The organism is Pseudomonas sp. D3-10 (genome assembly GCF_051132175.1).
Taxonomy (GTDB): Bacteria; Pseudomonadota; Gammaproteobacteria; order Pseudomonadales; family Pseudomonadaceae; genus Aquipseudomonas.
Window position 1 is genome coordinate 3,650,925 of record NZ_CP071668.1, and the last position, 26,958, is coordinate 3,677,882.

26 protein-coding genes are annotated in these 26,958 nt (G+C 61.6%); 18 read left to right on the top strand and 8 right to left on the bottom strand.

Translation table 11 applies throughout. The features are described 5' to 3' along the window. Position 1 precedes the first annotated feature (1 nt). Positions 2–820, top strand: coding sequence for a gamma-carboxygeranoyl-CoA hydratase (locus J3P90_RS16380; protein ID WP_434675048.1), 819 nt, complete (start codon positions 2–4; stop codon positions 818–820). After that, entirely contained in the window at positions 817–2,766 is a 1,950-nt protein-coding gene (locus tag J3P90_RS16385) for an acetyl/propionyl/methylcrotonyl-CoA carboxylase subunit alpha (protein WP_434675049.1), read from the top strand. Before J3P90_RS16380 ends, J3P90_RS16385 begins: the two co-directional genes overlap by 4 nt. Positions 2,767–2,796: 30 nt before the next feature. Here J3P90_RS16385 and J3P90_RS16390 read toward each other — a convergent pair whose 3' ends face one another. Further along, a complete protein-coding gene (locus J3P90_RS16390; protein ID WP_434563369.1) occupies positions 2,797–3,444 on the bottom strand; it encodes a LexA family protein in 648 nt (215 codons plus the stop codon). Between the two features lie 128 nt (positions 3,445–3,572). Between J3P90_RS16390 and J3P90_RS16395 the strand changes: the two genes are divergently transcribed. Both J3P90_RS16395 and J3P90_RS16400 read left to right on the top strand, forming a co-directional pair. Next, the gene (locus tag J3P90_RS16395; protein ID WP_434675050.1) at positions 3,573–3,914 is read left to right on the top strand and encodes a DUF6124 family protein; all 342 of its coding nucleotides are present in this window, start codon (positions 3,573–3,575) and stop codon (positions 3,912–3,914) included. A gap of 487 nt (positions 3,915–4,401) precedes the next feature. Next, positions 4,402–5,553: a M14 family metallopeptidase gene (locus tag J3P90_RS16400; RefSeq protein WP_420764607.1), complete on the top strand. Its 1,152-nt coding sequence runs from the start codon at positions 4,402–4,404 to the stop codon at positions 5,551–5,553. A 61-nt stretch (positions 5,554–5,614) separates the two neighbouring features. Here J3P90_RS16400 and J3P90_RS16405 read toward each other — a convergent pair whose 3' ends face one another. Further along, positions 5,615–6,151, bottom strand: a complete 537-nt coding sequence (locus J3P90_RS16405) for a cytochrome b (RefSeq protein WP_434675051.1) — start codon at positions 6,149–6,151, stop codon at positions 5,615–5,617. Continuing rightward, positions 6,148–7,227, bottom strand: a complete 1,080-nt coding sequence (locus J3P90_RS16410; protein WP_420764609.1) for a catalase family peroxidase — start codon at positions 7,225–7,227, stop codon at positions 6,148–6,150. Before J3P90_RS16410 ends, J3P90_RS16405 begins: the two co-directional genes overlap by 4 nt. Before the next feature lie 166 nt (positions 7,228–7,393). Between J3P90_RS16410 and J3P90_RS16415 the strand changes: the two genes are divergently transcribed. Further along, on the top strand, positions 7,394–7,900 hold the full coding sequence (locus tag J3P90_RS16415) for a sigma-70 family RNA polymerase sigma factor (protein WP_420764610.1): 507 nt from the start codon (positions 7,394–7,396) through the stop codon (positions 7,898–7,900). Further along, positions 7,897–8,649 (top strand): anti-sigma factor family protein, encoded by a 753-nt coding sequence (locus J3P90_RS16420; RefSeq protein ID WP_434675052.1) that lies wholly within the window; start codon positions 7,897–7,899, stop codon positions 8,647–8,649. The genes J3P90_RS16415 and J3P90_RS16420 overlap by 4 nt, the downstream gene beginning before the upstream one ends. Positions 8,650–8,783: 134 nt before the next feature. Here J3P90_RS16420 and J3P90_RS16425 read toward each other — a convergent pair whose 3' ends face one another. Continuing rightward, positions 8,784–9,620 (bottom strand): IclR family transcriptional regulator, encoded by an 837-nt coding sequence (locus J3P90_RS16425; RefSeq protein ID WP_434610677.1) that lies wholly within the window; start codon positions 9,618–9,620, stop codon positions 8,784–8,786. A gap of 244 nt (positions 9,621–9,864) precedes the next feature. Between J3P90_RS16425 and J3P90_RS16430 the strand changes: the two genes are divergently transcribed. The 8 genes from J3P90_RS16430 (at position 9,865) to J3P90_RS16465 (ending at position 17,992) form a co-directional block, all read left to right on the top strand. Then, entirely contained in the window at positions 9,865–10,890 is a 1,026-nt protein-coding gene (locus J3P90_RS16430; RefSeq protein WP_434610675.1) for an ABC transporter ATP-binding protein, read from the top strand. Beyond that, positions 10,887–11,756, top strand: a complete 870-nt coding sequence (locus J3P90_RS16435; RefSeq protein ID WP_434675053.1) for an ABC transporter permease — start codon at positions 10,887–10,889, stop codon at positions 11,754–11,756. Before J3P90_RS16430 ends, J3P90_RS16435 begins: the two co-directional genes overlap by 4 nt. A 6-nt stretch (positions 11,757–11,762) precedes the next feature. Continuing rightward, positions 11,763–12,557, top strand: a complete 795-nt coding sequence (locus J3P90_RS16440; RefSeq protein WP_030140057.1) for an ABC transporter permease — start codon at positions 11,763–11,765, stop codon at positions 12,555–12,557. Positions 12,558–12,564: 7 nt separating this feature from the next. Then, complete coding sequence (locus J3P90_RS16445) at positions 12,565–12,855, top strand: (2Fe-2S)-binding protein (protein ID WP_420764615.1); 291 nt, start codon at positions 12,565–12,567, stop codon at positions 12,853–12,855. 160 nt (positions 12,856–13,015) lie between these two features. Beyond that, positions 13,016–14,371, top strand: a complete 1,356-nt coding sequence (locus J3P90_RS16450; protein WP_434675054.1) for an FAD-dependent oxidoreductase — start codon at positions 13,016–13,018, stop codon at positions 14,369–14,371. Next, positions 14,368–15,483, top strand: a complete 1,116-nt coding sequence (locus J3P90_RS16455; protein ID WP_434675055.1) for an NAD(P)/FAD-dependent oxidoreductase — start codon at positions 14,368–14,370, stop codon at positions 15,481–15,483. The genes J3P90_RS16450 and J3P90_RS16455 overlap by 4 nt, the downstream gene beginning before the upstream one ends. Before the next feature lie 18 nt (positions 15,484–15,501). After that, positions 15,502–16,563: an ABC transporter substrate-binding protein gene (locus J3P90_RS16460; RefSeq protein WP_434610664.1), complete on the top strand. Its 1,062-nt coding sequence runs from the start codon at positions 15,502–15,504 to the stop codon at positions 16,561–16,563. Between the two features lie 88 nt (positions 16,564–16,651). Next, the gene (locus J3P90_RS16465; protein ID WP_434675056.1) at positions 16,652–17,992 is read left to right on the top strand and encodes a leucine-rich repeat-containing protein kinase family protein; all 1,341 of its coding nucleotides are present in this window, start codon (positions 16,652–16,654) and stop codon (positions 17,990–17,992) included. Positions 17,993–17,999: 7 nt separating this feature from the next. Here the strand turns inward: J3P90_RS16465 and J3P90_RS16470 are convergent, their stop codons facing one another. After that, positions 18,000–18,704, bottom strand: a complete 705-nt coding sequence (locus J3P90_RS16470) for a YebC/PmpR family DNA-binding transcriptional regulator (RefSeq protein ID WP_420764620.1) — start codon at positions 18,702–18,704, stop codon at positions 18,000–18,002. A 216-nt stretch (positions 18,705–18,920) separates the two neighbouring features. Here J3P90_RS16470 and J3P90_RS16475 point away from each other — a divergent pair, with 216 nt between their 5' ends. Further along, positions 18,921–20,309, top strand: a complete 1,389-nt coding sequence (locus tag J3P90_RS16475) for a type VI secretion system Vgr family protein (protein ID WP_434610659.1) — start codon at positions 18,921–18,923, stop codon at positions 20,307–20,309. A gap of 156 nt (positions 20,310–20,465) precedes the next feature. On the opposite strand, the gene J3P90_RS16480 is transcribed toward J3P90_RS16475, so the two are convergent. Continuing rightward, positions 20,466–20,747 (bottom strand): hypothetical protein, encoded by a 282-nt coding sequence (locus J3P90_RS16480; protein WP_434563347.1) that lies wholly within the window; start codon positions 20,745–20,747, stop codon positions 20,466–20,468. A gap of 13 nt (positions 20,748–20,760) precedes the next feature. On the opposite strand from J3P90_RS16480, the gene J3P90_RS16485 reads away from it, so the two are divergent. Continuing rightward, a complete protein-coding gene (locus J3P90_RS16485) occupies positions 20,761–21,237 on the top strand; it encodes a hypothetical protein (RefSeq protein ID WP_434675057.1) in 477 nt (158 codons plus the stop codon). A 65-nt stretch (positions 21,238–21,302) separates the two neighbouring features. On the opposite strand, the gene J3P90_RS16490 is transcribed toward J3P90_RS16485, so the two are convergent. Both J3P90_RS16490 and J3P90_RS16495 read right to left on the bottom strand, forming a co-directional pair. Continuing rightward, a complete protein-coding gene (locus tag J3P90_RS16490) occupies positions 21,303–22,211 on the bottom strand; it encodes a 1-aminocyclopropane-1-carboxylate deaminase/D-cysteine desulfhydrase (protein ID WP_420764624.1) in 909 nt (302 codons plus the stop codon). 174 nt (positions 22,212–22,385) lie between these two features. Beyond that, on the bottom strand, positions 22,386–24,425 hold the full coding sequence (locus J3P90_RS16495; RefSeq protein WP_420764625.1) for an FAD-dependent oxidoreductase: 2,040 nt from the start codon (positions 24,423–24,425) through the stop codon (positions 22,386–22,388). A gap of 270 nt (positions 24,426–24,695) precedes the next feature. Here J3P90_RS16495 and J3P90_RS16500 point away from each other — a divergent pair, with 270 nt between their 5' ends. Both J3P90_RS16500 and J3P90_RS16505 read left to right on the top strand, forming a co-directional pair. Next, positions 24,696–25,826 carry a nitrilase-related carbon-nitrogen hydrolase gene (locus J3P90_RS16500; protein ID WP_420764626.1) on the top strand — a complete coding sequence of 377 codons (1,131 nt, stop codon included), beginning with the start codon at positions 24,696–24,698 and terminating at the stop codon, positions 25,824–25,826. Positions 25,827–25,828: 2 nt separating this feature from the next. Beyond that, the gene (locus tag J3P90_RS16505; protein ID WP_434650562.1) at positions 25,829–26,866 is read left to right on the top strand and encodes an AraC family transcriptional regulator; all 1,038 of its coding nucleotides are present in this window, start codon (positions 25,829–25,831) and stop codon (positions 26,864–26,866) included. The last annotated feature ends 92 nt before the right edge of the window (positions 26,867–26,958 follow it).

Below are 26,958 nucleotides of genomic sequence, written 5' to 3' on the forward strand. Positions count from 1 at the left end.
CATGACTCAGTACAGCACGCTCGAATTGCAAACCGACCCGCGCGGCTTCGCCATCCTGTGGCTCAGCCGCGAATCAAAAAACAACGCGTTCAACGCCGAGATGATCCGAGAGCTGATACTCGCCCTGGACCAGGTCGGCAGCGACCCGAACCTGCGCTTCCTGTTGCTTCGTGGCCGGGGCAAACACTTCAGCGCCGGCGCGGACCTGGCCTGGATGCAACAGTCCGCCGAACTCGATTACCACACCAACCTGGACGACGCCCGGGAACTGGCGGAGCTGATGTACAACCTCGCCAAGTTGAAGATTCCAACGTTGGCGGTGGTTCAGGGTGCCGCGTTTGGCGGCGCGCTGGGTCTGATCAGCGCCTGCGACATGGCCATCGGCGCCGACGAAGCGCAATTTTGTCTGTCAGAGGTGCGCATCGGCCTGGCACCGGCAGTGATCAGTCCATTCGTGGTGCAAGCCATCGGCGAACGGGCGGCGCGGCGTTACGCCCTGACCGCCGAACGCTTCGGCGGACAACGTGCGAAAGAGATCGGCTTGCTGTCGGAAAGTTACCCCGCCGAGACGTTGGACGATCAGCTCGGGCAATGGATCGACAACCTGTTGCTCAACAGTCCAGCGGCCATGCGCGCCAGCAAGGAACTGCTGCGTGAAGTCGGCAACGGTGCGCTCACGCCGGCGCTGCGCCGCTACACCGAAAACGCCATCGCCCGGATACGTGTCAGCCCTGAAGGTCAGGAGGGCTTGCGAGCTTTCCTGCAAAAACGCCCGCCCAGTTGGCAAGCCGAGTCGAACAACAAGGAGCCGCGTCAATGAGCGCCCCTATCCTCAATACGCTACTGGTCGCCAATCGAGGTGAAATCGCCTGCCGCGTCATGCGCACAGCCAAGGCCATGGGCCTGGCTACCGTCGCGGTGCACAGCGCCACCGACCGTGACGCGCGCCATTGCCGTGAAGCCGATATCCGCGTCGACCTGGGCGGTAGCAAGGCCGCCGACAGCTACCTGCAAATCGACAAACTGATCGCCGCAGCCCTTGCCAGCGGCGCCCAGGCCATCCATCCCGGCTACGGTTTTCTTTCTGAGAATGCCGGCTTCGCCAGGGCCATTGAAAAAGCCGGGCTGATCTTCCTGGGCCCACCCGCCTCGGCCATCGACGCCATGGGCAGCAAGTCCGCCGCCAAGGCCTTGATGGAAACCGCCGGCGTGCCGCTGGTGCCTGGCTATCACGGTGAAGCCCAGGATCTGGAAACCTTCCGCGCCGCCGCCGAGCGAATCGGCTACCCGGTTCTGCTCAAAGCAACGGCGGGTGGCGGCGGTAAGGGCATGAAGGTCGTGGAAGACGTCAGCCAACTGGCCGAAGCACTGGCATCGGCGCAGCGCGAGGCGCAATCATCGTTCGGCGACGCGCGCATGCTGGTGGAAAAATACCTGCTCAAGCCGCGCCACGTGGAAATTCAGGTATTCGCCGACCAACACGGTCACTGCCTGTACCTCAACGAGCGCGATTGCTCGATCCAGCGCCGGCACCAAAAAGTTGTCGAAGAGGCTCCCGCTCCGGGTCTGAGCCCGGAGCTGCGCCGGGCAATGGGCGAGGCCGCGGTGCGCGCCGCCCAGGCCATCGGTTATGTCGGCGCGGGCACGGTGGAGTTCCTGCTGGATTTGCGGGGCGAGTTCTTCTTCATGGAGATGAACACCCGGCTGCAGGTCGAGCATCCGGTCACCGAAGCGATTACCGGCCTCGATCTGGTGGCCTGGCAGATCCGCGTGGCCCAAGGCGAACCGCTGCCGATTACCCAGGAACAAGTTCCGTTGCGGGGCCATGCCATCGAAGTACGGCTTTATGCCGAAGACCCCGCCAATGATTTCCTCCCCGCCACCGGACGCCTGGCGTTATACCGTGAATCCGCGGGGGGCGAAGGTCGACGGGTCGACAGCGGCGTAGAAGAAGGTGACGAGATTTCTTCGTTCTACGACCCGATGCTCGGCAAGCTGATCGCCTGGGGCGAAAACCGTGAGCAGGCCCGTCTACGGTTGCTCGCGATGCTGGATGAGTTCGCCATCGGTGGCCTGAGAACCAACATCGGTTTTCTGCGGCGCATCGTCGGCCACCCGGCCTTTGCAGCGGCGCAACTCGATACCGGATTTATCCCACGCTACCAAGCGCAACTACTGCCCGAACCTGGCGAATTGGACGACGAGTTCTGGTACGCGGCGGCCCTTGCCTTTGCCTTGGGCATGACGCCTCGCGTCCGCGTGGATGACCTCAATTCCCCCTGGGCCGAGAGCACTGGGTTGCGCCTGGGGCTGCCAGGGGAAACCACCCTGCATCTGGTCTGTGGTGGCCAGGATCGGGCGATAACGGTGGACGTTACCGCCCGCAGCGCCGAGCTCAAGGGGGAGCACCTGGTCATCGAGCGTAACGGCCTGCGTCGCAGCCATCGGGCTGTTCGCCAGGGCGACAGCCTTTATCTGCAATGGGCGGGCGATTTGCATCGCGTCGATGTCTACGACCCGTTAGCCGCCGCCGAGGCCAGCCACGGCCATCAGGGCGGCTTGGTCGCACCTATGAATGGCAGCATCGTGCGGGTGCTGGTGAGTGTCGGGCAACCAGTGGAAGCCGGCGCGCAGTTGGTGGTGCTGGAAGCCATGAAGATGGAGCACAGCATCCGTGCACCCAAGGCGGGCGTGATCAAGGCGTTGTATTGCCAGGAAGGTGAGATGGTCAGCGAGGGCAGCGCGCTGGTGGCATTGGAAGAATAGGTATCGGCCCGTTTGCCGGGCCGATCCAGTTCAGAACCTGATGGTTGCCTGTACGACCACGCCGATGATGCGGCAATGCTCTGTGTATAGATTTTTCGGGTAAGTGGGATTGAGCGGGACCAGGTAACGCTGGCCGCTCTCTTCGATCAGTTTGCGGAAGGTCGCATCGCTGCTGCCGGGCAGTTTCGCCACCACCAGTTTGCCGGGCACGGCCTCGATCGCCGGATCAACCAGGATCGACATGCCCTCAGGGATGCTCAGCCCGCTTGGCGCAGTCATCGCGTCGCCTACCACCACCAGCCAGAAAGCGTCTCCCTGGGCATGGTAGTCCGTCAGCTCGTAGCGCGGCTGCCCGTACCCGACCAGATCACCCTCGTGAACCGCGCCGATGTCGTGCCAGTCATTGACCGGGTAGCGGAAGTACGGGTTGTACTTCTGCGCCAGCGCCATGCCCTCGTCAGTGGAGGTGTCCGGTTCGCGGATCACCATTGCCACTTCCAGGAACTCGAGTCCGAGCTCCTGAAGCACCCGATTCATGTCTTCAAGACTGGGCTGCCGGCGCTTGGTCAGCCAATGGCCGACACCACCCTGGGACATCCCCAAACGCTCTGCGAGCACCACTTGCGTGATGTGCAGCTCCTTCATCTTGGCCTTGACCAACTCTATCCATTTATCCATGAACGGCACGATACGTGGATGACCACGCCCATCAAAACACAAATTGTAGTATTTAAATCGTCGTCACAATTACGAAGCGTACTAAGCTGGATCCAGGATTTCACACCAACACGGAGAAACTCGACACCATGGACAAGCCCAACAAAGACGAGCCCGCAACCCTTTCAGAAAGCCCATTTCCCTCGCTTCAGGATTGCCCTGCGGCGAAGCGCGCCTTGGACTATTACTTGAAACCAGGTATTGCGCACGCCCAAGCAGAACATCGCTTCTTCGACGTGAACCGCAACATCAGCGGTGAGGAAGCCCTGGTTCACGCCTGCGAACTGCTGCGCTGCGCGGCCGCTACCGCCCAGGAGTCTGCCACTCGACTCAGCGGCCCGAGCCGCGACCTGGCATTTTCGGTGGTGCATATGATCGACTTGGTCAAGGTCATGATCGACCGGTCGCTGGACGGTTACCCTACTCGCTAGGCGTAACGCTGGAAAAGGCGGCTGCAGAACCACATGGGAAATAATTTCCAATGGGCGCAATAAAAACATTTGACTTGCAAATGATAATGATTATTATTGCATCAGCTGGTCGCGAGATCAGTCGATAGGCCAGAAGACCTTAGGTCGGACTTCTGGATTATCTCCTCATCAGGCTAATCACGGTTTTTGACCCGGCTTTTTGCCGGGTCTTTTTTTTGCCGATTTTCGGCTTATGGCTTCAGGCTAATGAAGTCTTTGGGTGTCGCTAATTCGGTGCTGGGGATGATAGCAAATGCACATTCGTTTACAAAAGCCCCTGCGTTGCACCGGTTCGAATGATCGACAGGCAGCACTTGAGAATCGATCAGGGACTCTCTAATCTGCAAATGCGTCCAGGGAGGACGCCCCCTTCCCCAACAACAATTCGTCCCGGCTTTCTCCTTCTTTGCGTGTAAAGTAACGGCCATGAAAATCCTGGGCAGGAATCGTGACCGTGGCTAAATCGTCCTTTGATATCAACGCCAATTTCGACAGCGGCAACATCGAAGTGGTGGACATCGGCAACCCGTTGCAATCATTGCTGAAAATCAGACCTGATACCCGTAGCGGCCATTTCCAGTGGTTTCACTTCAAGGCCAGCGGGTTGCACGTCGGCCAGGAATATTCCTTCCGCTTGCTCAATGCCAGCCAATCCTCCTACAACAAAGCGTGGACCGGTTATCAAGCCGTTGCTTCCTATGACCACGTCAACTGGTTCCGTATTCCTACGCAATTTGAAGGCGATGCGCTGCGCTTCCACCTGGAGGCCGAGCAACCTCACGCCTGGTTCGCCTATTTCGAACCTTACAGCCGCGGCCGCCACGATTGGCTGATCGAACAAGCGCAGCACAAGGCTGGCACCGAACTGCTGGCGACCGGCAAGAGCGTCGAGGGTCGCGATATTCAATTGCTGCGCAAGGGCAGCGGTGCCGAAGGACGGCGCAAAATCTGGATCATTGCGCAGCAACATCCCGGTGAGCACATGGCCGAGTGGTTCATGGAAGGCATCATCGAACGCCTCCAGCACCATGACGATGCCCAACTGAACCGGCTGCTTGCCAAGGCCGACCTGTACCTGGTGCCCAACATGAACCCCGATGGCGCGTTTCATGGCCATCTGCGCACCAACGCGATGGGCCAGGACTTGAATCGGGCTTGGCAGAACGCCAGCCCGGAAATCAGCCCCGAGGTATTTTTCGTACAACAGCAAATGGAAAAGTATGGCGTTGATCTGTTTCTGGACGCCCATGGCGACGAAGAAATCCCCCACGTCTTCACCGCTGGCTGCGAAGGTAACCCCGGCTACACACCGCGCATAGCCGGGCTCGAAGAACGTTTCCGCAGCCATCTCAAACGCCAGACCAAGGATTTCCAAACCGCCCACGGTTACACCCGAGACGAACCCGGCCAGGCCAACATGACGCTGGCTTGCAACGCGGTCGGCCAGAAATACGACTGCCTGTCGCTGACCCTGGAGATGCCTTTCAAGGACCACGACGACCATCCGAACCCGCACACCGGCTGGTCCGGCAAACGCTCCATGCAACTGGGCAAGGACGTGCTGAGCACCCTCGAGTCCATGGTCGACGAGTTGCGCTGAGGTCCCTTTAGCGCCGTTCCCCTGTGGCGAGGGAGCAAGCCCCTCGCCACGAGCCTCCCGGTCAGTCCCGGCCGCGCAACATGCTGTGCAACACCTCGTCCCGGCGCACCCAGCCGTGAAACAACGCCGCCGCCAGATGCACCAGCACCGTCAGGAATAACAAATAGGCCAGGTAACCATGAGCCTTGCGCAGCCATGCGAAAGTCTGGGCATCCGCGGGTAGGATGGAAGGCAACCGAAGCGACTCGCTGAGCATCACCGGGTCCCCCGCCGCCGATATCATCCCCCAGCCCAACAGTGGCAACGCCAGCATCAAGGCATACAACAAGACATGCGAAGCCTTGGCCGACAAGGCCTGCCAGCTCGGCAGGTCGGCCGGCAACGGCGGTATCCGCGTGGTGAAGCGCACCACCAGGCGTACAATCACCAACAACAAAATAGCGATGCCCAGGGGTTTGTGCAGTTGAAGCAGCCACTCATGGCGCTCGGACACGGAGGCGACCATGCCCGCGCCGATAAACAACATGGCGATGATCATCAAGGCCATCATCCAGTGCAGCAGCCGAGCCAGCGGCGCGAAATGTCGGGGGGCGTTCATGGACGAGACTCCTGGGTGGCGGGCAACTGGCTGACTTCGCTGGTACGGCGCAGGTACGAACTGGCATAGGCCGCCGAACGAGCGGCCAACAGCGGATCATCAGAACCTTCGATCCCACTGGGCAGGATCAGCGGGTCATAGTTGATATCGCGGCAATCTCCGTTGTCCTGCGCCTGGGCGCGCTCCAGCACCAGGGTGCCGGCGTTGAGCACCTTGCGATCGGCGGGCCAGGCCTTGCTGGCGTCGTTGACCGGATCGCCCGGGTTGGCCAGGGTGATGTTCAACTGCCAGCGCAGTGGTCCGCCAGCCAGGCGTTTTGTCAGGTCCTGTTCCAGGAAGTCGGCGCCTTGGGGTGGGCTCGCATCCACCGCGTCCTTGCTTATCGGCACCACCCCCCAACGCACGGCCTGGCGTTGTCCGGCAGGGCCCACCAGGTAGAACGCATTGATGCCGTTGTAGGTTTCAGTGGCATAGCTGGCCGATGGCTTGGCCGTCTTGATCCATTGCAAGAACGGCACTGCCTCGGGATGCGCTGCAAAAAACGCCGGCACGGCGCCAGGGTTTGGTTTGCCCGTGGCCGGGTCCGGCGACTGGGCCTGTTGCAGTTCAAAGAAAGCCTGCGGTGTACCCACCGGGAACACCGGCATACTGTTCATACCGGTGCGCCATTGCTGGCCGTCGGCCTGGGTAAAACGCAGCGCCAGGCTTCGGATCGGCACACTGCCATCCGGTGCGTAGGGGTTGCCGCTGGGCAGCGCAAAACGACCGACCACAGGCGTGCGTGGCTCATTGAATACCTGGGCGCTGGAGTAGGCGCGGGCTTCGCCACTGCTTTCAAAATAACCGGCAACGCAGACACCCTTGGAGTGATTGCGCCGGAAACCCGCATGGACCCCGTTGTTCGTTTCCAGCACATTGACCAAGGCCTTGGGCGTCAGGCGTTGTGGGTCGAGTGTGCCATTGACGTAGGCAAACGCCCCGGCCAGCGCAGCAACGACCACGGCAATGGCCGTCAGGCGCAATGTCAGGCTGGCGGCGCTCAACGGCGGCCGACGTTCAGAAGAAGGGTCAACCATTTGGAGACTCCAAGGCACGAGGCCGTTAGTGGAAAGGACCCGTCAGACGAAAGCCCAACGTGATTATTCCCACGCTTCATATTTATTTTTCGTTCACTGGAATAATCTTGTGCCTGGATCGTCTTTCTTTCCAACGCAGTGATTGCCCACGAAGCCACGCATCCTCATGAACGAACTCGACGACCAGTTGCGCCTGCTCATTCCACGGCTGAGACGTTTTGCCGTGTCGCTGACACGCAACCCCAGCAACGCCGACGACCTGGTCCAGGCGTGCCTGGAAAGGGCCCTGTCGAAATGGAACGACAAGCGCCCGGACGGTGATTTGCGGGCCTGGCTGTTCTCCATCCTTTACCGGCAGTTCCTCGATGCCCATCGTCGTTCCCGACGGTACGCACGCATGCTGGAATTCTTCACCGGGCGCGACGATGCACACCCTTCCGCCGAGCGCAGCGTCATCGCCCAATCGTCGCTCCAGGCTTTTGACCAGTTGCCCACCGAACAGCGCGCGTTATTGCTGTGGGTGTCAGTAGAAGGCTTGAGCTACCAGCAAGTCGCCGACATCCTGGGCGTGCCGACCGGCACCGTGATGTCGCGCCTGTCACGGGCCCGCCAGGCCTTGCGCCAACTCAGCGACGGCGAAATCGCCCGCCCTGCCCTGCGAATACTCAAATGATCACCCTGCCCCCCAGCGACAAAGACCTGCACGCCTACGTCGATCATCAACTGAGCGAAGCCGACCGACGACAGGTTGAAACCTACCTGGCCAGCCACCCCGCCGTCGCCAAACGCGTACGGGCCTGGCAACAGGACGCGCAGCATCTGCGCGCAACCCTGAGCGCAACTTTCCAACTCCCACCCAATCCCAGCCTCGACCCGACTGTCATCCGTCAACGCATGAAACACCGTACGCGCCGCCTTCTCGCCAGCGCAGCGGTCTTGACGCTGGCCGTCGGTATCGGTGGGGTGGGCGGCTGGCAGGCCCGACAGATAACCCTGCTCAGCGCAGCAGCGCCCATGGCTGACGCATTGCAGGCGTACCGGTTGATTGCCCAGCAGGGCGTGCTCCCGGCCGATTACCAGACTGGCGACGAGCACAGCATGCAAGGCTGGCTCGACCGTTACTTCAGCCAAGCCGACCGCTTACCGGATCTCTCGGCGGCGGGCTTCACGCCGGTCAGCGGGCGATTGCTCAGCACTGACCAAGGCGCGGCGGCGATGGTGGTTTACCAGGATTCGAGCGGCCTGAAGATCAGCTTCTATATCCGCCCACCAGGTCCGAAAAATTTCCTGCTGCCCCGTGGCAGCCGGCGCGATGGGGAACTGCAGGCCGAGTATTGGTCCGGGCCTGGGTACAATTATGCGATGGTCATCCCGAGCGATACGCCGACGGCGCAGAAGCTCAAGCAGACCTTGAATTTCTGACCACCACCTTCCCCTGTGGGAGCGAGCCTGCTCGCGAAATCGGTCGCACAGTTAGAAATGATGTCGACTGAGATACCGCCTTCGCGAGCAGGCTCGCTCCCACAGAGGTCTTGTGACAGGCCAAAAATCGGTATTCATCCCTGCCTGAACACCTGCGAAGGCCTGCGCAGCAGCGGATCGAACGGGTTGATTCGCGGGCCGATCATCGCGGCTTCGCGCTTGAGCATCTCCACCACCGTTGGCAGCCTATCCGGCCCGAGCCGGTCGCTGATGGTTGCCACGCTCAAGGCCGCCACGGCCCGTCCCTCACGATCGAGAATCGGCACCGCCACCCCGGCCATGCCCTGCAACACCCCGGTGTTGCGCCCGGCATAACCCAGCGTGCGGACGTTCTCCACTTCCGTGCGCAGGAAAACCTCATCGTACAAATGAAAATCCTTGAGCCGCGGCAGGTTGTAATGGATCACCGTGTCGCGCTCTTCCTCCGGGAGGAACGCCAGGATCGCCAGGCTGCCCTGTCCCACGCCCAAGGCCACGCGGCCACCGATATCGCCGGTGAATGTGCGGATCGGAAACGGCCCTTCGCTGCGGTCCAGGCAGATCGCATCGAAGCCACAGCGTGCCAGCAGAAATAGCGAATCCCCCAACGACGCCGACAACCGCAACATCGCGGGCCTGGCCAGTTCCCGCAGGTTGCCGGTGTTACCTGCGCGGGCCGCCAGGGCAAAAAAGTCCAGGCTCAAGCGGTAGCGTTTGCTGCGCGCATCCTGCTCGACCATGCCTTCGTCCATCAGGTTGCGCAGCAAGCGGTGCGTTGTGGGCTGGGACAGGCCAATGCGCTGGGCCAGTTGCGTGACTCGCTCGCCGCCCTCTGCGGTCTCGCCCAGGCTGCGCAAAACGGCAAACAACCGAGAAACCGAGCCAACCCCTACTTCAATCTTTTTGGTATTCCGCTCAATGGAATCAGACATAAGATTTTTTACTCAGTTATTTATTCACCGAAAGAAACGGAAAATAGTCATCGCTTCAGTGAAATAGTCCATTGAGCCCATCCTATTCTTCGTCCTACTCTGCGTCCATACAGGGGCGATTCGAACAACAGCGGCAGCCGACGTAAGTCGAGCGCCAACGCACCCCGCGACATCCTTTCGTATCTGCCCATACAAAAAAGCGCGCCTCGCGGCGACGCATAACAATCTCAGGTGGAGCGCAGTCATGGCTTTCGTGCAACTTCAAGACTTGAGCAAACGGTATGGCGACCTGGACGCCGTGGTCGCCACCAACCTCTGTGTGGAGAAAGGCGAATTCGTCTCTCTGCTAGGGCCGTCCGGTTGCGGCAAGACCACCACCCTGCAAATGATCGCCGGCTTCGTTGAGGCCAGCAGCGGCCGGATCCTGCTGGACGGGCGCGACATCACTCATGCCAAGCCCGCCAGCCGCGGCCTGGGCGTGGTGTTCCAGAGTTACGCGCTGTTTCCCCACATGACCGTCAAAGACAACGTCGCCTTCGGCTTGCGCATGCGCAAGGTGCCCAGCGCAGAATTGCAGTCCCGGGTCGATCGCGTACTCAAGCTGGTGCGCCTGGACCGGCATGCCGAGCGTTACCCGCGAGAACTCTCGGGCGGCCAGCGTCAGCGCGTGGCATTGGCCCGGGCGCTGGTGATCGAACCGCCGGTGCTGCTGCTCGACGAACCCTTGTCCAACCTCGACGCCAACCTGCGTGAGGAAATGCAGTTCGAAATCCGCCGCATCCAGCGCGAAGTCGGCATCACCACATTGATGGTCACGCACGACCAATCCGAGGCGCTTTCGATAAGCGATCGAGTGGTGGTCATGCAGGCCGGCCGCATCACCCAGATCGACGCGCCCTATACCCTTTACGAGCACCCGCGCACCGAGTTCATTTCCGGCTTCGTCGGCAAGGCCAATCTGCTGCCCGGCGAACGTGACAGCGCCGGCGTCGTGCAAGCCAGCAGCACCGGTAAAGGTGAGCTGACCCTGAGCCTGCGTCCCGAAAAGATCGACCTGTGCGCCCCCGGCTCGGGACGACTGCAAGGCACCGTCACCCAGCGTTTTTTCCTCGGTAGCCAATGGCTGTATGGCGTCTGCACCCCTCTGGGCGAACTCAGCGTGGTACGGCGCAACGACGGCTCGGCGCCCCTGGCCGAAGGCACCGCCGTGGGTCTGGACTGGGATCCGGCGCTGCTGCGTGTGTTGAGCGTGGATGAGGTGTTGGCATGAAGCTGATCGATGCCATGAGGCGCGGCCGCCAAGGCTATTGGATGTCAGCCCCGGCCCTGGCCTTGTACCTGGGCCTGCTGGTGATTCCCCTTGGTCTGACGCTCGTGCTGTCGTTCAATGTTTTCGACTACGGCTCGGGTATCGACAGCGACGCCTACACCTTCGAGCACTACACCAGCCTTCTGGGCGACCCGTACTTCTACGAAATCTTCCTGCGCACGTTCTGGATCAGCGCCCTGACCACGTTGCTGTGCGTGGTGATCGGCGTACCCGAGGCGTACATCCTCAGCCGCATGGGCGCGCCGTGGCGTTCGATCTTTCTGATCCTGATCCTTACGCCGCTACTGATTTCGGTGGTGGTGCGAGCGTTCGGCTGGAGCCTGCTGCTCGGCGCCGATGGCCTGATCAACCAGACGCTGCAAGCCCTCGGCGGTTCACCCATGAAGCTGCTCTACACACCGTTCGCGGTGGTCATCGCCCTGGTGCACGTGATGCTGCCGTTCATGATCATTCCGGTATGGACCTCGCTGCAAAAACTTGATCCCGCCGCCGAACAGGCCGCCCTATCCCTGGGCGCGAGCCAATTCACGGTGATCCGCAAGGTGGTGCTGCCACAGATCATGCCGGGCGTGTTGTCCGGCACGCTGATCGTGTTCGGCCTCGCCGCCAGTTCGTTCGCCATCCCCGGCCTGCTCGGCGGGCGCCGCCTGAAAATGGTCGCCACGCTGATCTACGACCAATACCTGTCGGAACTGAACTGGCCGATGGGCGCGGCCATTGCCGTCGCGCTGTTGTTGCTCAATCTTCTGATCATGCTGTCGTGGAACCGCATGATCGAAGGCCGCTACAAGAAATCACTGGGGTAATTCTTCATGTCCAGGAACGGTCCTTTCGCCCTGTTGTTTCATGCCTTGGTAGTGGTGTTCATGCTGGCGCCGCTGGTGGTGGTCTGCCTGGTCGCCTTCACGCCGGAAAACACCCTGAGCTTGCCCACCACGGAATTTTCCCTGCGCTGGTTTCGTGCCGTGTTCGAGCGCGCGGATTTTGTCGATGCGTTCTACAACAGCCTCATCCTGGCGTTCAGCGCGGCCTCGCTGGCGACACTGATCGCGGTGCCGGCGGCCTTGGCGATCACCCGGTTGGAGTTTCCTGGCAGGGATTTTTTCAACGGCCTGTTCCTGTCGCCGATCATCATTCCGCACTTGGTGCTGGGCGTCGCGTTGCTGCGCCTGTTTGCACTGATGGGCGTGAACGGCAACTTCAGCTGGCTGATCTTCGCCCATGTGCTGGTGATCACGCCATATGTGCTGCGCCTGGTATTGGCCTCGGCCATCGGCCTGGATCGCAGCGCCGAGCAAGCCGCGCAGTCATTGGGCGCCGGTCGTTTCACCCTGTTCCGCCAGATCACCTTGCCGATGATTTTGCCCGGCGTCGCCGGAGGCTGGTTGCTGGCGTTCATCAACAGTTTCGATGAAGTCACGCTGTCGATTTTCGTCACCTCGCCGGCCACGCAAACCTTGCCGGTGCGCATGTACGTCTACGCCACTGAATCCATCGATCCGATGATGGCGGCGGTGTCGGCACTGGTGATCGCGCTGACGGCGCTGACCATGATTCTGCTCGACCGGGTGTATGGCCTGGATCGAGTCCTGGTAGGCAAACAATGAGGGCACCATGGCTCTGCTGAAACGACTGGCCGAAAACGACCGCCCGGCCCTGGATTTCCTGCTCGACGGCGAACCCGCCAGCGGCTTGCTCGGCGATACCGTGCTCACCGCGGTACTGACCTGCGGCGAACACCTGCGCGGCAGCGATTTCAGCGCCGAGCCCCGTGCCGGCTTCTGTCTGATGGGCGCCTGCCAGGATTGCTGGGTCCGACTGGGCGACGGCCGCCGCGTGCGCGCCTGTTCGACGATGCTCGAAGCTGGGCAGCAGGTCAGCCGCGAGCCGGGGCGCCAGGTATGAATGGCGTTGACCGGGATGGCCTCATCGCGAGCAGGCTCGCTCCCACTGGGAACCTGCGGCGTACGCAAGATCGGCATCCACGACAGATCCCATGTGGGAGCGAGCTTGCTCGCGAAGGCGGCCTCGACAGCAGCGAAAATCCGCTGCCGGTGGGGTTGCCATGAAACCCATCGTCATCATCGGCGCCGGCCCCGCCGGTATCCGCGCCGCGCAAACCTTGGTCGCCCATGGCATCTACCCGATCCTGCTGGACGAAGCCGCCCGCGGTGGCGGGCAGATCTACCGACGCCAACCCGTCAATTTCAGTCGGTCTGCGGGCAAGCTTTATGGCTTCGAGGCAACAAAGGCCAACGCCATCCACCAGACCCTCGATGCGTTGCGCGAGCAGCTCGACTACCGCCCCGACACGCTGGTCTGGAACGCTGAAGCCGGTCAGTTGGATACCTTGCATGAGGGCCGCGCCGATCGCCTGGATTACGCCAACGTGATCGTCGCAACGGGGGCCACCGACAGGATTCTGCCGGTCCCCGGCTGGACCCTGCCGGGCGTCTACAGCCTGGGCGCGGCGCAGATCGCCCTTAAATTCCAAGGCTGCGCCATTGGTGAACGGGTGGTATTCGCGGGCAGCGGGCCATTGCTGTATCTGGTGGCGTACCAATACGCCAAGGCCGGCGCGAACGTCGCCGCGGTACTCGACAGTTCGCCCTTGAGCGCGCAGACCCGCGCTCTGCCCGGCCTGCTCGCACAACCGGCCACGCTCGCCAAGGGCCTCTATTACCGCGCCTGGCTGACGACACATGGTATCCCGGTGCATCAAGGCGCCACCCTTGCGCACATCAACGGGAAACGCCGGGTACAGTCGTTGAAGTGGCGAAACAAAAAGGGCGAGCACACGCTCGATTGTGATGCGGTCGCCTTCGCCCACGGCTTGCGCAGTGAAACCCAACTGGCCGATCTGCTGGGCTGCGAGTTTGCCTGGAACCCGCTCAATCGCGCCTGGCTACCGCAACGCGACAGCGCCGGTCGCAGCAGTTCGGCCGGGGTCTACCTGGCCGGTGACGGCGCTGGGATCATGGGCGCCGACGCCGCCGAAATGGCCGGCGAGCGCGCCGCCCTGGCACTGCTCGAAGACCTCGGCTACCGAGTCGACCCGCAACGTTGCGCCCAGTTGGAACAGTCTCTCGAACGCATCGGTAATTTCCGCCAAGGCCTGGAGCAGGCCTTTGCCTTCCCTGATGAGTGGGCGAGCCTCGCTCAAGACAACTTGATGATTTGCCGCTGCGAAGAAGTCAGCGTCGGCGATATCCGCCAGGTCGTGGGCGAAGGTCACTGGGAAATCAACCGGGTCAAGGCCCACTGCCGGGTCGGCATGGGCCGTTGCCAGGGGCGGATGTGCGGTGCCGCCGCCGCGGAAATCATCGCTTGCGCAAGTGGCCGCGACATCCGGGACATCGGGCGCCTGCGGGCACAGGCCCCAGTCAAGCCCGTGCCGTTTGGCCTGGAGGTCGAGCCATGATCGAGGTCGATGCAGTAATCATTGGTGGCGGCATCGTCGGCGCCTCGGCCGCACTGTTTTTGAGTAAGGCCGGACGCCGCGTGGCGCTGTTGGAACGAGACTTCTGCGGCTCGCATTCCAGCGGCGTGAACTACGGCGGCGTGCGGCGCCAGGGCCGGCCCTTGTCTCAGTTGCCGCTGTCGCAACGTGCCCATGAAATCTGGGGTCAATTGCCGCAGTTGATTGGCATCGACGGCGAGTATCAGCGCAGCGGCCATCTGAAGTTGGCACGCAGCCTCGATGACCTGCGTTCATTGCAGAACTACGCCGCCAGCAGTCAGGGCTTTGGCCTCGATTTGCAACTGCTGGATCGCGACGAATTACGCAGACGGTTTCCCTGGGTCGGCATCGTCGCGGTCGGCGCCTCGCTGTGCCCGGACGATGGTCACGCCAACCCGCGGCTGGTCTCGCCGGCATTTGCCCAGGCGGCCCGCAGGCATGGCGCACAGATTCACGAACAATGCCCGGTCAGCCACGTCACTCACGACGGCCAACGCTTTGCCGTGCACACCGAAACCGGCCTCGAATGTCGCGCGCCGTGGCTACTGAATTGCGCTGGCGCCTGGGCGAGCCGCTTCGCCGCGCAGTTCGGCGAAGCAGTGCCGATGTACGCCGGGCACCCAGCGATGCTGGTGACCGAGCCGCTGCCCGTGGTGATGGACGCCAGCACGGGCGTCGAAGGCGGCGGCATTTATGCGCGCCAGGTCGCCCGGGGCAATTGCGTGCTGGGAGGGGGCCAGGGCTTCGCACTGGACGACGCCCGCGCCAGGCCCGGCCAGCACGCGGTCATCGAGATCCTGCGCCAGGCCGTCGAACTCTACCCTTTTCTGGAGGGCGCCCAGGCGATCCGCACCTGGAGCGGCACCGAAGGCTACCTGCCCGATCGCCAACCGGTAATCGGCCCCAGCAGCACCCAACCCGGTCTCTTGCATGCGTTCGGCTTCGCCGGCGCGGGCTTCCAGATCGGCCCGGCGGTGGGCCAGGCGCTCACCGAAATCATCTGCAGCGGGGCTTCGTCCACGCCGCTGGATGCGTTTTCCATCACCCGGTTCCACTCCATCTCCGTTGCTTGATAGAGGAAGGTCGCGCTAATGAATAACGTCAAACGCAGTGCACTGTTCGGCTTCTGCTCGCTGGGTTCCGCTTGCCTGGGCGCCCTGCTCCCCGTCACCCAGGCGTTGGCCGAGCCGACGCTTTACCTGGGCATGAACGGCGGCACCATGGAGCGGCTTTATGCCGACAAGGTCTTGCCGGCCTTCGAGAAGGCCAACAATGTCAAGGTGGTGATCGTGCCGGGCACTTCGGCCGACATCCTGGCCAAGGTCCAGGCCAGCAAGGGCAACCCGCAGATGCACGTGATGTTCCTGGACGATGGCATCATGTACCGCGCCATCGCCATGGGGCTGTGCGACAAGCTGCAGGACAGCGCCCCCCTGGCACAGATTCCGGCCAAGGGCCGCATCAAGGACCAGGCCGTCGCCGTCAGCCTCGGCGTCACCGGACTGGCCTACAACACGCGGCTGTTCAAGGAAAAAGGCTGGAACACGCCGACGTCCTGGATGGATCTGGCGGACCCTCGATTCAAGGACAAGGTGGTGTTTCAATCGATGGCCTCCTCAACCTTCGGCCTGCACGGTTTTCTGATGTTCAACCGGATCCAGGGCGGCAGCGAAACTGACGTCGAGCCAGGCTTCAAGGCGTGGCCGAACACCGTCGGGCGCAACGTGCTGGAGTACATTCCAAGCTCGGCGAAAATCTCCGAGATGTTGCAGACGGACGAAGCGGCGCTGTTCCCGTTGACGCCGACCCAGGTCACCGCGTTAAAACTCAAGGGCATGCCGGTCGAGTATGCACAACCGAAGGAAGGCGCAGTGGTGCTGAACGTCGCCGAATGTGCCGTCGCCCAGAACAGCGAACCCGAACTCGCGCAAAAACTCGCTGCCTTCCTGCTGACGCCCGAAGCCCAGGCCATCGCCCTTGAAGAAGGCGACCAGATCCCGTCCAACCCCAACACGCCGACCACCGACAAGACGCGAGGCCAAGTGGACGCGATGAAGCAGTACCTGGAAACCGCGATCGCGGTGGATTGGGATCAGGTCAATGAACAACGTCCGGCGTGGAATGCGCGGTGGAACCGCAGCATCGAGCGCTAGAAGCACTGGCGCAACCTTTTTGTTTATCATGCGGGCCTGCGCGGGTTTCACCATTGCGCTCGGCCCCTTGATAGCAGCGACTTCCCCTATGCAGACCCTCACCCAACTCCAAACCGGCCAGCTATCGGGCATTGCCCGACTGAAGCTGTCGTGCGGCCTGACGGAGTTTCCTCAGGAAATTTACGACCTGGCGGACTCGCTCGAAATCCTCGACCTGAGCGGCAATCAACTCGAAACGCTGCCAGCGGATCTCCATCGGCTTACTCGCTTGCGGATACTGTTCTGTTCGGACAACCGCTTCACCGAACTGCCTGAATGCCTGGGCCTTTGCAGCGCATTGACCATGGTCGGCTTCAAGGCCAACCGCATCGAGCGCGTCACGGGCGCAGCCTTGCCGCCGCTGCTGCGCTGGTTGATCTTGACCGACAATTGCGTCAGCCAGCTGCCGGATGAGCTGGGCCGGCGTCCCCATCTGCAGAAATTGATGCTGGCCGGTAATCGCCTGCGGCAATTGCCGCCGAGCCTGGCCCGGTGTCATCGCCTCGAATTGCTGCGTGTTTGCGCCAATCAACTGACCGAACTGCCCTCCTGGCTGCTGGAAATGCCGAGCCTCAGTTGGCTGGCCTACGCCGGCAATCCATTGCAAGCGCAAGGCGATACCCAGGCGCTGCATGCCGCCACGCCGATCGATTGGTCGCAGTTGAGCTTGCAGCGTTCATTGGGCGAAGGGGCTTCGGGCGTGATCCACCATGCACTTTGGCAACCGCCCGGCAAGGCCAGGCGCGACGTCGCGGTCAAGCTCTACAAAGGCCAGATGACCAGCGATGGCTCGCCATTGCATGAAATGCACGCGTGCATCACCGCCGGCAAGCATCCGAACCTGATCGAGGTACTGGGTCAGGTCAACGGCCACCCAGAGCAACAGGCCGGGCTGGTGATGGCCCTGATCGGGCCCGATTACCGCAACCTGGCCGGGCTGCCGAGCCTGGAATCCTGTACCCGCGACGTGTATGCCGATGAACTGCGCCTGAGCGCCGATGTGGCCTTGCGCATCGCCCGGGGTATTGCCGGCGTGGCGTGCCACTTGCACCGACAAGGCCTTACCCATGGAGACCTGTACGGCCACAACATCCTCTTCAATGACCAAGGCGATTGCCTGCTGGGGGATTTTGGCGCGGCGTCTTTCCACGCCACGGTCGAAAAAGACAGGCAAACACGGGCGTTGCAGCGCATCGAGGTGCGGGCCTTCGGGATTCTGTTGGGGGAATTGCTGGCGCGGATCGAACCGGCGCTCGGTAACGAGGATCTTTCACGACTGAAAGACCTCGAGGGGCGGTGCTGCCAGCCGGATGTACTGGCGCGGCCGGGGTTTGACGAGATTGAAGAATTGCTGCGAGTGGTGAAGGAGCTCGCTCCCTCACCACAGTGACTTTGGCTTAGCCCGCCAGACCGACAAACATATCCTGCACGTCGTCGTGGTTGTCGAGGCCTTCGAGGAACGCCTCGACTTCCGCCATTTGCTCATCGGTCAGGCCGCTGACCGGGTTTTTTGGCTGATAGCCCAATTTGGCGGACAACACCGTGAAGCCTTGCTCCGGCAACGCCTTTTGCACGGCGTCCAGGTCGCCAGGCTCGGTGATGAACAGCGTCGCACCGTCCTCGCCCGGTTCGAAATCCTGGGCCCCGGCCTCGATGGCGGCCATTTCCGGATCAGCGTCGGGGCTGTCCGGGGCGGCTTCGATCATGCCCACGTGGTTGAAATCCCAGGCCACCGAACCCGAGGCACCCAGTTGGCCCTTGCGGAACGCAACGCGAATCTCCGCGACGGTACGGTTGATGTTGTCGGTCACGCACTCAACGATCAGCGGCACCTGATGGGGTGCGAACCCTTCGTAGGTGACACGATGGTATTGCACGGTTTCGCCGAGCTGGCCGGAGCCCTTCTTGATCGCGCGCTCCAGGGTCTCGCGGGGCATCGAAGCTTTTTTTGCCTGCTCGACCACCAGCCGCAGGTGCGCGTTGGTGGCGACATCAGCACCGTTGCGCGCGGCAATGGTGATTTCCTTCACCAATTTGCCGAAGATCTTGCCCTTGGCGTTGGCAGCCGCTTCTTTGTGTTTAACCTTCCACTGTGCGCCCATTACTCACTCTCTTGTCTGACGCGCCGAGACACCTGGCCGGCGCTGTGGCGCAAGTTTATACGGCCTAAACCGGCTGATCGACCAAAAAATCGCTGCCTCCAATCGACATTTTCACAACGTGTTGTAGGGGGTTTCCGAAATAGCGATTCGGGCACAGCGCTGCGCGCCGGGGTTTCGTACCCTTGCACTCTTATCCTTCAGCCAGCATGGGCCGCAATGCGCAACGATTCGGAACACCCTTTCAGCCTGACGATCCTTCAAAGCGATCTGCGCCTGCAAGTGCTGCGGCTCAATGGCCGTGAGGCCCTGAACCAGCCTTACCGCTTCGATCTTGACCTGATCGGCCTGGCGCCGCCGGTCAGCCCCGACAGTCTGCTGGGGCAGGCAGCTTTCCTACGCCTTGATGGCGAGTCGGGCGTACATGGGGTTGTGCATTATGTCAGCCTGACCGCCGACACCATGCGCCGCGTGGGCTATCGCTTGACGCTGGTCCCTCATCTGCAGCAATTGGAACAAGGGCCACGACGGCGGGTTTTTCATCGGCTCAACGTTGTCCAGATCCTGCAGTGCCTGCTGGAAGGTAACGCCGTGCCTTCCGACAGCTATCGTTTCGAGCTGCCGCACGGGCAGTATCCGACTCGCCCGTTCTGCATTCAATATGAAGAAAGCGACCTGGATCTGTTGCAGCGGTTATGCGAAGAGGAAGGCATTCACTATCACTTCGAACACGCGCCCCAGGGCCACGTCGCCGTATTCGCGGAAGACCCAAAGAGCTTCCCGGCACAGCCGGTCGAACTGGTCATGCGCCAGGATGCGGACAGACACCCGACTATCAGGCGGCTATACCAGCGCCATCATTCGATCATCGCCAGACCACCCGTGGGCCACAACGACCGAGGGGCGACACTCCCGCCTGGAAGCGCGGCCTCAGAAAAAATGCGTGAAGATCCGGCACAGGCTTACCGCTACCAGGCGGGTCGCCGCAGCCTTGAACGGTTGCGCTATCGGCATCGGGAAATCCATGGCCACGCCACAGAACCAGCCCTGCGCAGCGGTCACATCGCGCAGATCTGCAATCACCCGGTGTCGTCCTTCAATGATCAATGGCTGATCACCGAGGTCCAGCACCGAGGAAGGCAATTTTCCATACTAGAAGCGAACCCGCCGGCCACGCCGCAACCGCGGCATTATCGCAACCGGTTTTGCGCCATCCCTTGGTCCACGGTGTTCCGCCCGGCGCTCAAGCATCCCAAGCCATGTATCGCCGGTTACCACGTCGCCTACGTGTTCGGCCCGCCCGGCCAGCAAGCCAGGCCTAACGAGCAGGGTAAAGTCGAGGTCAGCCTCTGGAGCCCGGAGGAAGAACCGATCACGTTGCCCCTGTCTTGGCCGATGCCCGATGACCGTCCCCCATTGATTGCCGGCAGCGAAGTGCTGGTCAGCTTCATCGAGGGCGACCCAGACCGTCCAGTATTGTGTGCAGGATTGGTGGGCCCGGCCGTGGACAGCGATGGCCCTCCGTCTGCCCCCCCGCCTGAGCCAGGCGACAAAGATGTCGGGCTGCTGTTCAACTGGCTCTTGAACCCGCCGGACATCTCACCATGATCCTTTCCTAACCCAATTGCGGCTCGTCGATGCGCACTTTTCATTCAAAGTTTTCTTTCCGATAAAAAATGCCGCAACCCCATGGAGATTGCGGCAATAGTTCACGGCATTTCCAATCGAACGTTTCATACATTAACAACTGAACAATACAAATCTTCAGTTCTTTTTGTTCCCGTCCATGTCAAACCATTCGCCATCGGGAAATAGCACACTCCCATCCGGAAATTGAATCTGTCCATCGGCAAATACTACACGCCCATCAAGGTATACCAACGTGCCGTCGCCATATTGAATAGTTCCATCGGGACGCGTGACCGATTCACCTTCGACATCCACCACACTGCCATCGGCCAGCGAGACTGTCCCATCGTTATTCGGGGTACTCCCGGGTGATTTTGCCAGGTTTACGAACGCCAGGGGATCGATACCCACGTTCAAGGTGGGCCACGGAATGGATGCCCACGCCGGGGTGGGCTTAATGGACGGACCGGGTGTCGTCGCTGGTGTCGGATTGGGTTTTGGCGTTGGTTTAGGTGTTGGCTTGGGCGCTGGTTTGGGTGCCGGCTTTGGGGTGGGCTTTGGTATTGGCTTGGGTGCGGGTTTGAGCGCCGGGCCAGGCTTGGCCGCCGGTTTTGAAACAAGGCCAGGCTTCGCCGTCGGCCTCGGGCGCGGCGGTTTCGCCATCTGCCGGTTAATGACAGCGTGTTGTGCGTTGTTGCCATTGAACGTATCCATGTTCTACCCCTCGTTTTATAAATACGGCCCGGCCGATCCAGGCTCGCTTATTTATAAATCCAAAAACATTGAGGCAACGATAGAGAACTTGAAAAGACCGTACAAACGAAAAAGATCATATAAATATGACCGGGCAAGTATTTCAGAATCTCGACCGCACAACAGCAGACCTGCAAACTTCAACCAGAGTTGAACAACAATGTTGGAGATCGTAGGAAAGAGCGAGCATTGATTGCTATACATGATCTTATTGATGGCTCACTGAAACCCACGACGCCCCTGCAAGCCACCCGTATGAACGAAGATCAACCGAGTACCCGGCTCAAAGGCGCCGGCCTCGACCTGAGCCTTTAGCAACATCAACGCCTTGCCGGTGTAGAGCGGCTCCAGCTCGATGGCCTGGGTGGTTTCTATGAACGTGGAGAGATCAGCATCAACCTGGCCGAAACCACCACGGCTGCCGTCGAGCAGCTCGTAGAGCGGGTCGGCAAGCCCTGCCGCCCTCACGATGTTTTCCACGTTCTGGCTGACGCCATGGCCTTGGGGCACCGCCAGGACGCCATGCACCTTGCGCTGGCCGGCTTCAGCCAGCACCAGGCCCGCCAGCGACGTTCCGGTGCCGCAGGCCAGCCACCAGCCGTGATAGTCCGCCCAGCCCAACGCCGCCAGTTGATCACGGGCACAGGCGACCCAGCTCATGCAACCTTGCGCGCCGGGCAGGCCTGCCCCCCCTTCCGGCACCGCCCAGAGTTCAGGGTATTGCGACCGCCAGGGTGTCCAGAAACCCTCGTCATGACGCCTGCGGTATCCCTCGTAACCCAACCAGTGCAGCGTCATGCCGAACGCTTTCAAGTCGAGCACCGTGGGCGTATCCAGGGGATGACCGCGCAGCAGTCCGACCGTCGCGAACCCAAAGCGCCGGCCCGCTGCGGCCAGTGCGTGCAGATGGTTGGAATGAGCGCCGCCCAGGCTCATCACACCTGCAGCACCGCCCCGATGGGCTGCGCGCAGGTGGTGAAGCAACTTGAACCATTTGTTCCCGCTGATCAGCGGATCGATCCGGTCCAGGCGTAGCACTGCCACCTCGACGCCGGACCGGGCGAGCCAGTCCAGATGAAGGGGTTCGAGGCGAGGTTGAGGGTGCCAGTCGAGAGCGGGAAGTAGCATGGCGGCGAGTCGGGTGGAAAACAGGCCGGCATATTAACAGCTGGTTGCAAACGTCCTGACATCGAAAAAACGGTGGGGGCGAGCTTGCTCGCGATAACGGTGCGTCAGCCAAACACTTCTGACACTGACTGACCGCCATCGCGAGCAGGCTCGCTCCCACAGAGGATTTGCGCCTTACAACTGCGCCGCCAGTCGCGAGCCTTGGTTGATCGCGCGCTTGGCATCCAACTCTGCCGCCACGTCGGCGCCGCCGATAAGGTGGACGGTCTGGCCGGCCGCTTCCAAGCCCTCCTGCAACTCACGCAGCGGATCCTGGCCGGCGCAGATAACCACGTTGTCCACCGCCAGCACTTGCGGCTCGCCCGTTTCGCCGATGCGAATGTGCAGGCCCTGATCGTCGATCTTCAGGTACTCGACGCTGTTGAGCATCTGCACCTGCTTGTTTTTCAAGCCTGTGCGATGAATCCAGCCGGTGGTCTTGCCCAGACCGTCGCCGACCTTGGACTTCTTGCGCTGCAACAGGAACACCTGCCGGGCCGGCGCATGAGGTTGCGCCTTGACCCCGGCCACGCCGCCGCGCGCCTCGAGGTGGGTATCGATCCCCCACTCCTTCCAGAACGCTTCGCGGTCCTGGCTGGTGGCAACCCCCTGGTGTACGAGGAATTCCGACACGTCAAAGCCGATCCCACCTGCACCGATCACCGCGACGCTACGCCCTACCGGCTTACGCTCGAGGATCACGTCCAGGTAACTCAGCACCTTGGGATGATCCACGCCCGGGATGGCCGGCACTCGCGGTGCGATGCCGGTCGCCAGGATAATTTCATCGAAACCGCCGGCCACCAACTGCGCGACGTCCACCCGGGTATCGAGGCACAGCTCGACGTGGCTCGTCTGCAACTTGCGCTTGAAATAACGCAATGTTTCGAAAAACTCTTCCTTGCCGGGCACACGCTTGGCGATGTTGAACTGCCCGCCGATTTCACTGGCCGAATCGAACAGCGTCACCTGATGGCCGCGCTCGGCCGCCACGGTGGCGGCGGACAACCCGGCAGGACCGGCGCCCACCACGGCGATTTTTTTCACCTGGGTCACTGGCAGGTAGTTGAGCTCGGTCTCATGGCACGCTCGCGGATTCACCAGGCAACTGGTGAGCTTGCCACCGAACGTATGGTCCAGGCAGGCCTGGTTGCAGCCGATACAGGTATTGATTTCATCCGCCCGGCCAGCGGCTGCCTTGTTGACGAACTCCGGGTCAGCGAGGAAAGGCCGAGCCATGGACACCATGTCGGCGTCGCCCTCGGCCAGGATCTGCTCAGCGACCTCAGGCGTATTGATGCGGTTGGTGGTGATCAACGGAATGCTCACCGAACCGCGCAGCTTGGCGGTGACTTTACTGAACGCTGCCCTTGGAACCTTGGTGGCGATGGTGGGAATACGCGCTTCATGCCAACCGATACCCGTGTTGATGATCGTTGCACCGGCCTGCTCGATGGCCTTGGCCAATTGGACGATCTCTTCCCAGGTGCTGCCCCCTTCCACCAGGTCGAGCATCGACAGACGGAAGATGATGATGAAATTCGGGCCGACCGCCTCGCGCACCCGACGCACGATGTCCACCGGGAGGCGCATGCGGTTTTCGTAACTGCCCCCCCAACGGTCGGTACGGTGGTTGGTGTGGGCCGCCAGGAACTGGTTAATGAAATAGCCTTCCGAGCCCATGATTTCGACACCGTCGTACTCGGCCTTCTGGGCCAGCAACGAACAAGTCACAAAATCGCTGATCTGTTTCTCGATGCCCTCTTCGTCCAGTTCCTTGGGCTTGAACGGGTTGATCGGCGCTTGGATCGCGCTCGGTGCCACCTGCTTGGGGCTATAGGCATAGCGTCCGGCATGGAGGATCTGCATGCAGATCTTGCCACCGGCTTCATGCACCGCCCGGGTGACGATCTGGTGCTTGAGGGCTTCCTCCTCGGTGGTCAGCTTGGCCGCACCGGAGTAAACGCCACCCTCATCGTTAGGACCGATTCCCCCGGTGACCATCAGGCCCACGCCGCCACGGGCGCGCTCGGCAAAATAGGCCGCCATGCGCTCGAAGCCACCGGGCTTTTCTTCAAGACCGGTGTGCATCGACCCCATCAGGGTACGGTTGCGCAGCGTGGTAAAGCCAAGGTCCAGCGGGGCCAGCAAATGCGGGTAATGAGGGGCGGTCATCGGTTACTCCACTACGGGCGATCACGGAAAATGCGGAAGCTCTATGGCTTCCGTCAGTCATGGGTAACAGCCTAAGAGTCGGGATGGGGACGCTCAATGACCGAAACTGACAAGTTGATGATCCAAATGCACAGGACAATCGGCTCGCCTAGACTTCCCACATCCTCCTCACACCGCTGTGCGCCCTTTCGCTAATCCTTTGTTTTACCGTACCCTGCCAGGTGTCCTGGTGAAAAATCACGAACCTGTAAGCGACCATTGACTGTCCCCATGCGCAAATTTCTGTACCTGCTGTTCTCACTGGCCTTGATGGCCGCCGTTATCACTTACGCACTGTGGACAGCGGACCGTCCAGTCGGCCATTACCTTTCAGACCTGCGCATCAACCTGGCGGTCGACCAGGGCACGCCTTCTGATCGCGGCAACTTGCTCGGCATCCAGCCCGAGCTTTTCCCCACCGACTACCAGAGCCCCCAGCGCCTGCGTCGCAAGCTGGCCGCCTATCTGCAAGCGGCGCGCGACCAAGGGTTTCTCAACGACAAAACCATCGTGGTCCTGCCCGAGCACATCGGCACTTGGCTGATGGTCAGCGGCGAAAAGGACGAGGTGTATCAAGCCAGTACATTGAAGCAAGCCATGCATTGGCTCGCCGCCAGCAACCCGCTGGCTTTTATTCGCGCCCTGGCAAGCGCCAAGGGCAGCAGCCGCCTGGACGATGCCTACCTGCGGATGAAAGCGGACACCATGGCCCGGGATTACCAGACGCTGTTTGGGGGCCTGGCCAAGGAATTCGGCGTGACCCTGGTGGCCGGCTCCATCGTGCTGCCCGAACCCAGTGTCAGCGAAGGCGAGCTGAAGATCAGTGGCGGCGCGCTGTACAACACCAGCCTGGTTTTCGGCCCCGATGGTCGTCCGATCGGCCAACCCCTGCGTCAACGTCATCCGATATTCGACCAACAAGACGTGCTCGGGGCAGAAGAAACCCAGGCTACCCCGGTCATCGACACGCCGGCCGGTCGCCTCGGCGTACTAATCGGCAGTGACAGTTGGTATCCGCTCCATTATCGGCAACTCGACGAGCAGGACGTGCAATTGATTGCCGTACCCGCCTTTGTGGTTGGCCGCGATTCGTGGAATGAACCCTGGGCAGGCTACAAAGGCCTGTCCACGCCAAGCGAAGTGAGCCTCAAGCCCGGCGAGATAACCGAAGGCCAGGCATGGCGTCGCCTGACATTGACCAGCCAGTTGCCGGTCAGCCAGGCCCTGGGGGGCGTCAGCGTGTTTCTACGCGGCCAGTTCTGGGACAACGGCAGTGCCGGCCAGAGTTTCATCAGCCATGGCGGCCAGCAGTTCCCCGATGGCGAAGCCCGTGGCGCTCGCCTGTTGAACCTCTGGTTGTGAGCATGAAGCCACAGCCGATGCGCCTGGGCGACTTGTCCGTGGGTTTCGTCCATAGCCTTGCCGACGCAATTGCCAGCCACGGGAGGGATCCGCTGCCGTTGCTCGAACAATACGGCCTTGATCCTGCACGCCTGGCCGAACCCAGGGCGCGGCTGTCGATTCCGCGCTACATGCGCCTGGGCCACGCCGCGATCCAATTGACAGAGGATCCGGCACTGGGCTTGCGCATGGGTCAGCTCAGCCGCTTGAGCCAGGCCGGGCTCGCCGGCGTGACTGCCGCCCAGGCGCCCACCGTACGGGAAGCTGCCCGCTGCATGATCCGCTTCGAGCCGCTGTACGGTTCCAATTATCGCGGACAATCAAGCTTCCACGAGGACGCCCGAGGCGCCTGGCTGCGGTTCTATTCCATCAGCCCCTATAACGCCTATAACCGCTTCGTCGTGGATTCGATCATTGCCGGCTGGCTCAAGCAGTTGTCCAGTGTGAGCGAAATCGGGCTGCAAGCCGAACGCATCGACATCGAATTCGAGGAGCCGGAGTATGGGCAGGCCTATCAGATACTTGGCGACTGCCCGGTGCAGTTCGGCGCCGAGCAGAACCAGCTGCGATTGGGCCTGGATAGCCTCGCACAGCGCAATCCTCAACACTGTCCCAGTACCTGGCGGCACCTGGTCCAATTATGCGAACGGGAACTGGAGCAACTGACACGCACGCGAACCTTGCGTGAACGTATCATCCAACTGCTGGGTCCGCTGCTCAGTGGTGGGCGGGAGCCGGATCTTGAAGAAGTGGCGATGCGCCTGAAACTGCCGACCTGGACGTTGCGCCGCAAACTGGCGGAGGAAGGCACGCAGTTCAGGGCGATCCTCAACGAGACCCGTCGAGACCTGGCCATGACGTACATTCGCGACACGGAGTTGGCGTTCGGTGAGATCGCCTACTTGCTGGGGTTCGCCTCGGCGGAAGCCTTTCAACGTGCCTTCAAGCGCTGGAACAACCAAACGCCCGGAGACTTTCGTCGCAGCCGCAAGGGGACATGAACCCGATACCCAGCGCCCAGGCTCCGTCGTGTCTCGTCGCCTCTAACTGGCCTCTAGCTGCCTGCGGACATGCCCCTAAAGCTCAGTCGCAT